This is a genomic window from Kitasatospora sp. NPDC002551, assembly GCF_040296005.1.
GTDB lineage: Bacteria > Actinomycetota > Actinomycetes > Streptomycetales > Streptomycetaceae > Kitasatospora.
This window is the reverse complement of the sequence record NZ_JBEOWI010000112.1, coordinates 1-8,809: the sequence shown is the minus strand read 5'-3', so window position 1 is coordinate 8,809 and position 8,809 is coordinate 1. Positions and strand designations below refer to the sequence as shown.

The 8,809-nt window shown below is 76.6% G+C and carries 2 protein-coding genes; both read left to right on the top strand.

The genetic code is table 11. The features are described 5' to 3' along the window. Positions 1-2,334 (top strand): type I polyketide synthase (locus ABT093_RS39850; protein WP_350572404.1); only part of this gene is annotated, 2,334 nt, incomplete at its 5' end. Positions 2,335-2,363: 29 nt separating this feature from the next. After that, a partial coding sequence (locus tag ABT093_RS39845) for a type I polyketide synthase (RefSeq protein ID WP_350572403.1) occupies positions 2,364-8,809 on the top strand: 6,446 nt, incomplete at its 3' end.

Genomic DNA, 8,809 nt, shown 5'->3' with positions numbered 1-8,809 from the left:
GGCGGCTTCGCCTACGGCCCCGCCTTCCAGGGCCTGCGCAAGGCCTGGATCACCGACGACACCGTCTACGCCGAGGTCCGCCTCCCCGACGACCAGCAGACCACCGCCGCCTCCTACGGCCTCCACCCCGCCCTGCTCGACGCCGCCCTGCACAGCATCGGCCTGAGCCCGGCGCTCCGACTCGACGGAGGGAAGCTGCCGTTCTCGTGGTCGGGCGTCACCCTGCACGGCGCGGGCGCCGGCGAGGTCCGGGTGCGGCTGACCCCCGTCGGCTCCGACACGGTGTCGCTGACGCTGTCGGACCCGATCGGCCGGCCGGTGGCGACGGTCGACTCGCTCGCCCTGCGGGCGCGGCCCGAGCGGCTGGGCGCCCCCGACCCGGGCGACTCCCTGTACGTCCTGGACTGGACCGAGCTCGTCGAGGCGAGCTCCGGCGCGGCGCCGTCCGCCGCCACCACCGCGGGCTGGGCCCTGGTCGGCGGCGACGACTTCGGCGTGGCGGCGGCGCACGGGCTGCGGACCCACCCCGACCTGGACGCCCTGGCGGCCGCCACGGACCCGGCGGCGCCGCCGGAGTTCGTCCTGGTGACCTGCCCGCCGCAGTCCGCCGGGGCGGACGGTCTCACCGCCTCGGTGCGCACGGCCCTGGACCGGGGGCTGGCGCTGGTCCAGGGGTGGCTCGCCGACGAGCGGTTCGCCGCCTCGCGGCTGGTCTTCCTGACGCGCGGCGCCGTCGCCGCCGATCCCGCCGAGCAGGTGACCGACCTGCCGCACGCCGCGCTCTGGGGCCTGGTCCGCTCCGCACAGTCGGAGAACCCGGACCGGTTCGTCCTCGTCGATCTCGACACCGACACCGGCGCACTGCCCTCTCATGTGGTCGAACTCACCACCGACGAGCCCCAGTTGGCCCTGCGCGGCAGCTCGGTCCGGGCCGCCCGGCTGGCCCGGGTACCGGCGCCGTCCGGCCCCGCCGAGTCGGCCGCCGCCCCCGACTGGAGCGCCGGTACGGTGCTGGTCACCGGTGCCACCGGCGCCATCGGCGGCGTGATGGCCCGTCACCTGGTCGCCGAGTGCGGCGTGCGCCACCTGCTGCTGACCAGCCGGCGCGGCGCCGAGGCCGAGGGTGCGAAGGAGCTGTGCGCCGACCTGACGGCGCTCGGCGCCGACGTCACCCTCGCCGCCTGCGACGTCGCGGACCGCGAGGAGCTGGCCCGGCTGCTGGCCGGCGTCGGCACCGCGCACCCGCTCACCGCGGTCGTGCACACCGCCGGCGTGCTGGACGACGGCGTCGTCGGCGGGCTCACCCCCGAGCGGGTGGACCGGGTGCTGCGCCCCAAGGTGGACGCGGCGGTCAACCTGCACGAACTGACCCGCGGGCTCGGGCTCTCCGCCCTGGTGCTGTTCTCCTCCATCGCCGGCACCTTCGGCGGCATGGGCCAGGGCAACTACGCGGCGGCGAACGCGTTCCTCGACGCCTACGCCACCCACTGCCGCGCCCAGGGCTTCCCCGTCCAGTCGCTGGCCTGGGGCCTGTGGGAGCAGCGCAGCGAGATGACCGGCAAGCTGGCCGACGCGGACCTCTCGCGGCTGGCGCGCGGCGGCATCGTCGCCTTCTCCTCCGCCGAGGGCGCCGCGCTGTTCGACGCGGCGCGGGCGCTGGACGCGCCGGTGCTGCTGCCGATGCGGCTGGACGTCGCGGGCCAGGCCGGCGGTCCCGGCCCGGTGCCGCCGCTGCTGCGCGGCCTGGTCCGGACCCCCGCCCGGCCGGCGGCCCGGCGCACCGCGGGCGGGGGCGGCACGTCCGCCGACGCCGCCGACGGGCTGATGCGACGGCTGGCGGGCATGGCCGACGCGGAGCGCGGCCGGGTGCTGCTGGACCTGGTGCGCAACCAGGCGGCGACCGTCCTCGGGTTCACCGACCCGCACGCGATCGATGTCGACCGAGGGCTGCTGGAGCTCGGCTTCGACTCGCTCACCGCCGTCGAACTGCGCAACCAGCTGGGCCGGGTGACCGGACTGCGGCTGCCCGCCACCCTGCTCTTCGACTACCCGACGACCAGCGCGATCGCGGCCCACCTCGCGGAGTCGGTCACCCCGGCCGAGCCGGCGGCCGTCCCGCTGGTCTTCCCCGAACTCGACCGACTGGAGCAGGACCTGCCGCGGGTGGCCGCGGACGAGGCCGCCCGGACCAGACTCACCACCCGCCTCCAGGACCTCTTGTCGAAGCTGGGCCACGCCCAGGACCCGGTGGGCGACATCGCGGCGGCCGAGCTCGACTCGGCCTCCGACGACGAGATCTTCGACTTCATCGAAAACGAACTCGGCCTTTCCTGAAGAAAGCGGCGGTTGAACGGGTGAGCACCGTGAGCGAAGACAAGCTTCGCGACTACCTCAAGCGCGTGACGACGGACCTGCACCGCACGCGCCAGCGTCTGCAGAAGATCGAGGAGCGGGACCAGGAGCCCATCGCGATCGTCGCCATGAGCTGCCGCTACGCCGGGGGCGTGCACAGCCCGGAGGACATGTGGCGGCTGGTGGCCGAGGGCCGTGACGCGGTCGGTCCGCTGCCCGCGGACCGGGCCTGGGACGTCGAGGCCATGTACGACCCGGACCCGGACGCCAAGGGCAAGAGCTACGTGGAGGAGGGGGCCTTCCTCGACGCCGCGTACGACTTCGACCCGGCCTTCTTCGGGATCTCGCCGCGCGAGGCGCTGGCCATGGACCCCCAGCAGCGGCTGCTGCTGGAGACCGCGTGGGAGACCTTCGAGCGGGCGGGCATCGACCCGACCACGCTCAAGGGCAGCCGGACCGGCGTGTACGCGGGCGTGATGTACCAGGACTACGGATCCCGGCTGACCACCGTGCCCGAGGACGTCGAGGGCTACCTCGGCGCCGGCGGGTCCGGCAGCATCGCCTCGGGCCGCCTCTCCTACACCTTCGGTCTGGAGGGGCCCGCCGTCTCCGTGGACACGGCATGCTCGTCCTCGCTGGTGGCGCTGCACCTGGCCACCCAGGCGCTGCGCCGCGGCGACTGCTCGCTGGCCCTGGTCGGCGGCTCCATGGTGATGTCCACCCCGGTGGCGTTCATCGAGTACGCCCGGCAGCGGGCGCTGTCCTCGGACGGCCGCTGCAAGGCGTTCTCGGCGCGGGCGGACGGCACCGGCTGGGGCGAGGGCGTCGGCATGCTCCTGGTGGAGCGGCTGTCCGACGCCCGGCGCCACGGGCACCCGGTGCTCGCCGTGGTCCGCGGCTCGGCCGTCAACCAGGACGGCGCCAGCAGCGGGCTGACGGCGCCGAACGGGCCCTCGCAGCAGCGGGTGATCCGGGCCGCGCTGGCCGACGCCCGGCTGTCGGCCGCCGAGGTCGACGCGGTGGAGGCGCACGGTACCGGCACCCGGCTCGGCGACCCGATCGAGGCCGGCGCGCTGCTGGCCACGTACGGCACGGAGCGCCCGGAGGGCCGGCCGCTGTGGCTGGGCTCGCTGAAGTCCAACATCGCGCACACCCAGGCCGCGGCCGGGGTCGGCGGCGTCATCAAGATGGTGCTGGCGATCCGGCACGGGATCCTGCCGAAGACGCTGCACGCCGAGGAGCGCAGCCCCATCGTCGACTGGGAGGCCGGCGGCGTCGAGCTGCTGACGGAGTCCCGGGAGTGGCCGCGGACCGGCGCCCCGCGCCGGGCCGCCGTGTCCGGGTTCGGCTTCAGCGGCACCAACGCCCACGTGATCCTGGAGCAGGCGCCCGAGCCGTCGGCGGACGAGGAGGAGGCCGCCGACCCGGCCGCCCCGGCCGAGGCCCCCTCGGTGCTGCCCTTCCTGCTCTCCGGCCGGACGGCGGAGGCGCTGCGCGCCCAGGCCGGGCGGCTGCTCGACCACCTGGGCGCCCACCCGGACCCGGCCGCCGCCGACCTCGGGTACTCCCTGGCACTGCAGCGCGCCTCCCTGGAGCACCGCGCCGTGCTCGTCGCCCGGGACCGGGACGGGCTGCTGGAGGGTCTGCGGGCGCTCGCGGCCGGCGAACCGGCGGCGCGGCTCGTCCAGGGCGTGGCGGACGGCCGCCGCAAGACGGTGTTCGTCTTCCCGGGCCAGGGGTCGCAGTGGGACGGCATGGCCCGGCCGCTGCTGGCCTCCTCGCCGGCCTTCGCCGAGCAGCTGCGCGCCTGTGACGCGGCGCTGGCGCCGTACCTGGACTGGTCGGTGGTCGACGTCCTGACCGGTGCCGCGGGCGCGCCGCCGGCCGACCGCACCGACGTCGTCCAGCCGGTGCTGTTCTCGATGATGGTGTCGCTGGCCGCGCTGTGGCGCTCGCACGGTGTCGAGCCCGCCGCCGTCGTCGGCCACTCCCAGGGCGAGGTGGCCGCCGCGTTCGTGGCGGGCGCCCTGTCGCTGGAGGACGCCGCCCGGGTGGTGGCGCTGCGCAGCAAGGCGGCGCTGGAGATCGAGGGCAAGGGCGGCATGCTCTCGGTGCTGGCCTCCGCCGAGCGGATCGCGCCCCGGCTGGAGCCCCTGGACGACCGGCTCTCCCTCGCGGCGGGCAACAGCCCGACCTCGGTGACGGTCGCCGGCGATCCCGACGCCCTCGACGAGCTGCTGGCCCTGCTCACCGCCGACGGCATCAAGGCCCGCCGGGTCCCCGGGGTGCTGCTGGCCAGCCACTCGCCGCAGGTCGAGGCGCTGCGCGAACGGCTGCTGGCCGACCTGGCGCCGGTCGCGCCGCGCGCCGCGCGGATCCCGTTCTACTCCACGGTGACCGGCGCGCTGCAGGACGCCGCCGGGCTCGACGCCGACTACTGGTACCGGAACATGCGCCTGCCGGTCGAGTTCGAGCGGGCGGTGCGCGCGCTGCTCGCCGACGGCCACGGCGCGTTCGTCGAGGCCGGCCCGCACCCCGTGCTCGCGATGGCGATGCAGGAGACCTTCGAGGACGCCGGCGCGGGCGCCGTCGCCGTGGGCACGCTGCGGCGCGAGGAGGGCGGCTTCGACCGTTTCCTCACCTCGCTGGGCGAACTGCACGTCGCCGGCGGCCCGGTGGACTGGGCGACGGTGTTCGCCGGCACCGGGGCGCGCGGCGTCCCGCTGCCCACCTACGCGTTCCAGCGGCAGCGCTACTGGCTGGAGTCGCCGGTGGCCGCCGGGGACGTGGCGTCGGCCGGACTCGGTGCCGCCGACCACCCGCTGCTCGGTGCCGCCGTGCACCTGGCGGACGCCGACCGGCTGCTGCTGACCGGCCGGCTGTCCCTGGAGACCTCGCCCTGGCTCGCCGACCACGCCCTGACCGGCAGCGTCCTGCTGCCCGGCACGGCGTTCCTGGAGCTCGCGGTGCAGGCCGCCGACCGGGTCGGCTGCGGGCAGGTCGAGGAGCTCACGCTCCAGGCGCCGCTGCTGCTGCCCGCGTCCGGCGGCGTGGCGGTGCAGGTCACCGTCGGCGAGCCGGACGCCGCCGGGCGCCGGACGGTGGGCGTCTACTCGCGCGCGGAGAACGCGGCGGAGGACGCCTGGGTCGCCCACGCCTCCGGCACGGTCGTGCCCGCCGCCGGGGCGGCCGGCTTCGACCTCGCCGCGTGGCCGCCGGCCGGCGCCGAGCCGGTGGCCGTCCAGGACCTCTACGAGCGCTACGCCGCGAACGGGTTCGGCTACGGGCCCGCCTTCCGCGGCCTGCGCGCGGCCTGGCGGCTCGGTGACGACGTCTTCGCCGAGGTGCGGCTGCCGGAGGACCACCGGGAGGGCGCCCGCGCCTACGGGCTCCACCCCGCGCTGCTGGACGCGGCGCTGCACGGCATCGCGCTCGGGCCGCTGTTCGAGTCCGAGCAGGCCGGCGGCGGCAACGGCCGCCTGCCGTTCTCCTGGACGGGCGTCACCCTGCACGCCTCCGGCGCCGCCGAGCTGCGGGTGCGGCTGTCCCCGGCGGGCGCCGACGCGGTCGCCCTCCGGATCGCCGACACCGCCGGCCGGCCGGTCGCGGCCGTCGAGGCGCTGCTGCTGCGCGAGATCCGCCCCGAGCAGCTCTCCGGCACCCGGGCCGCCCTCACCGACGCGCTGTTCCGGGTCGACTGGACGCCGCCGGCGCTCGCCGACTCCGGACCCGCCACCGCCTGGGGGGTGTGGGGCGCGGACCGGCTGGGGCTGGGCGCGCTGCCGGGACTGGCCCCGCTGGATCCGTCCGACCCGGTCGTGGCCGACGGTGCGGTGCCGGAGGTCGTCCTCGTCCCGTGCGCACCGGAGCCGGACGCCACCGCCGCCGCCACCAGCACCGACGCCGACGCGGCCCGGGCCGCCGCCGAGCGGGCGCTGGAGCTGGTCAAGACCTGGCTGCGCGACGACCGCTTCGCGGACTCCCGGCTGGTGTTCGTCACCCGCGGCGCCGCCGCCCTGCCGGGCGAGGACGTGACCGACCTGGCGCACGCCACGCTCTGGGGCCTGGTGCGCTCCGCCCAGAGCGAGAACCCCGGCCGCTTCGTCCTGGTGGACCTCGACGGGCACCAGGACTCCGTGCGGGCCCTGCGCGCCGCCGTCGCCACCGGCGAGCCCCAACTCGCCGTCCGCGAGGGCGTCGTGCTGGCGGCCAGGCTGGCCCGCGTGCCCGCCCCGGCCGGCGATCCCGCCCTCGGCTGGGACGGCGAGGGCACCGTGCTGATCAGCGGCACGGGCACCCTCGGCGGGCTGCTGGCCCGCCACCTGGTCGCCCGGCACGGCGTGCGCCGTCTGCTGCTGACCAGCCGCCGCGGGCCCGAGGCCGAGGGCGCCGAGGAGCTGCGGGCCGAACTGGAGGCGGCCGGCGCCTCGGTGACGCTCGCCGCGTGCGACGCCGCCGACCGCGACGCCCTGGCCGCCCTGCTGGCCGGCATCGACCCGGCCCACCCGCTGACCGCCGTCGTGCACACCGCCGGTGTGCTGGACGACGGGATCGTGAGCGGCCTGACCCCCGAGCAGCTCCACCGGGTGCTGCGGCCCAAGGTCGACGCGGCCGTCAACCTGCACGAGCTGACCGCCGGCCTCGACCTGTCCGGCTTCGTGCTCTACTCCTCCGCGGCGGGCGTCCTCGGCGGCCCCGGCCAGGCCAACTACGCCGCCGCCAACGCCTTCCTGGACGCCCTGGCCCACCGCCGCCGGGCCGCCGGCCTGGCCGGCCGGTCACTGGCCTGGGGCCTGTGGGCCGACCCCAGCGGCATGACCGGCCACCTCGACGCCGGGTCCACCGAACGCTCCGCCCGCTCGGGCGTCGCCCCGATCTCGGCCGAGCTGGGCATGGCCCTGTTCGACGCCGCCGCGGCCGTGGACGAGCCGCTGCTGGTGCCCATGCTGCTGGACACCGCCGCGCTGCGGGCGGGCGCCGCCACCGGCGCCGTCCCGGCCCTGCTCCAGGGGCTGGTCCGTACCCCGGCCCGCCGCGTGGTGGAGGCCGGGACGGAGGCCGACGGAACCGACTCGCTCGCCCGGCGCCTCGCCGGGCAGACCGAGACCGAGCAGCAGCGCTTCCTGCTGGACCTGGTGCGCTCGCTGGTCGCGGCCGTACTGGGCCATGCCTCGTCCGACGCGGTCACCGCCGACCGGGCCTTCCGGGAGCTGGGCTTCGACTCCCTGACGTCGGTGCAGCTGCGCAACCGGCTGAACACCGCCACCGGGCTGCGGCTGCCGACCACGCTGGTCTTCGACTACCCGAACCCCACGGCGCTCGCCGAGTACCTGCGCACCGAGGCACTGGGCGACCGGCTGCGCACCGCCGCCGCCCCGGCCGCCGCCGGGACCGCCGTCCGCGAGGGCTCCGAGGACGCGATCGCCATCGTCGGCATGGCCTGCCGCTTCCCCGGCGGCGTGCGGAGCCCGGAGGACCTGTGGCACCTGGTGGCCCAGGGCAGGGACGCGATGGCCGCGATGCCGGCGGACCGCGGCTGGGACGTCGAGGACCTGTACGACCCGACGGGCAGCCTCCCCGGCAAGTCCTACGCGAACGAGGGCGCGTTCCTCTACGACGCCTACGACTTCGACCCCGCCTTCTTCGGCATCTCGCCCCGTGAGGCGCTGGCGATGGACCCGGTGCAGCGGCTGCTGCTGGAGACCTCCTGGGAGGCCTTCGAGCGGGCCGGCATCGCACCGGCCTCGCTGAAGGGCAGCCGGACCGGCGTGTTCGCGGGCCTGATGTACCAGGACTACAGCCTGCGGCTGCCGCAGGTGCCGGAGGACCTGGAGGCGTACATCGGCAGCGGCAGCTCCGGCAGCGTCGCCTCCGGGCGCGTCTCCTACCTCTTCGGCTTGGAGGGCCCGGCGGTCACCGTCGACACGGCCTGCTCCTCGTCGCTGGTGGCGCTGCACCTGGCCGCCCAGTCGCTGCGCCGGGGCGAGTGCTCGATGGCGCTGGCCGGTGGTGCGACCGTGATGTCCACCCCCAACCTCTTCGTCGACTTCAGCCGCCAGGGCGGCCAGGCCCCCGACGGCCGCTGCAAGGCGTTCTCCGCGGCCGCCGACGGTACCGGCTGGGGCGAGGGCGCCGGCATGCTGCTCCTGGAGCGGCTGTCCGACGCCCGGCGCCACGGGCACCGGGTGCTGGCGGTCGTCCGGGGCACCGCGGTCAACCAGGACGGCGCCAGCAACGGGATGAGCGCGCCGAACGGTCCCTCGCAGCAGCGGGTGATCCGGGCCGCGCTGGACTCGGCCGGCCTGGGCACGGCGGACGTGGACGCGGTGGAGGCGCACGGCACCGGGACGACGCTGGGCGACCCGATCGAGGCCGGCGCGCTGCTGGCCACCTACGGCCAGGGGCGGCCCGAGGACCGGCCGCTGTGGCTGGGCGCGCTGAAGTCCAACATCGGTCA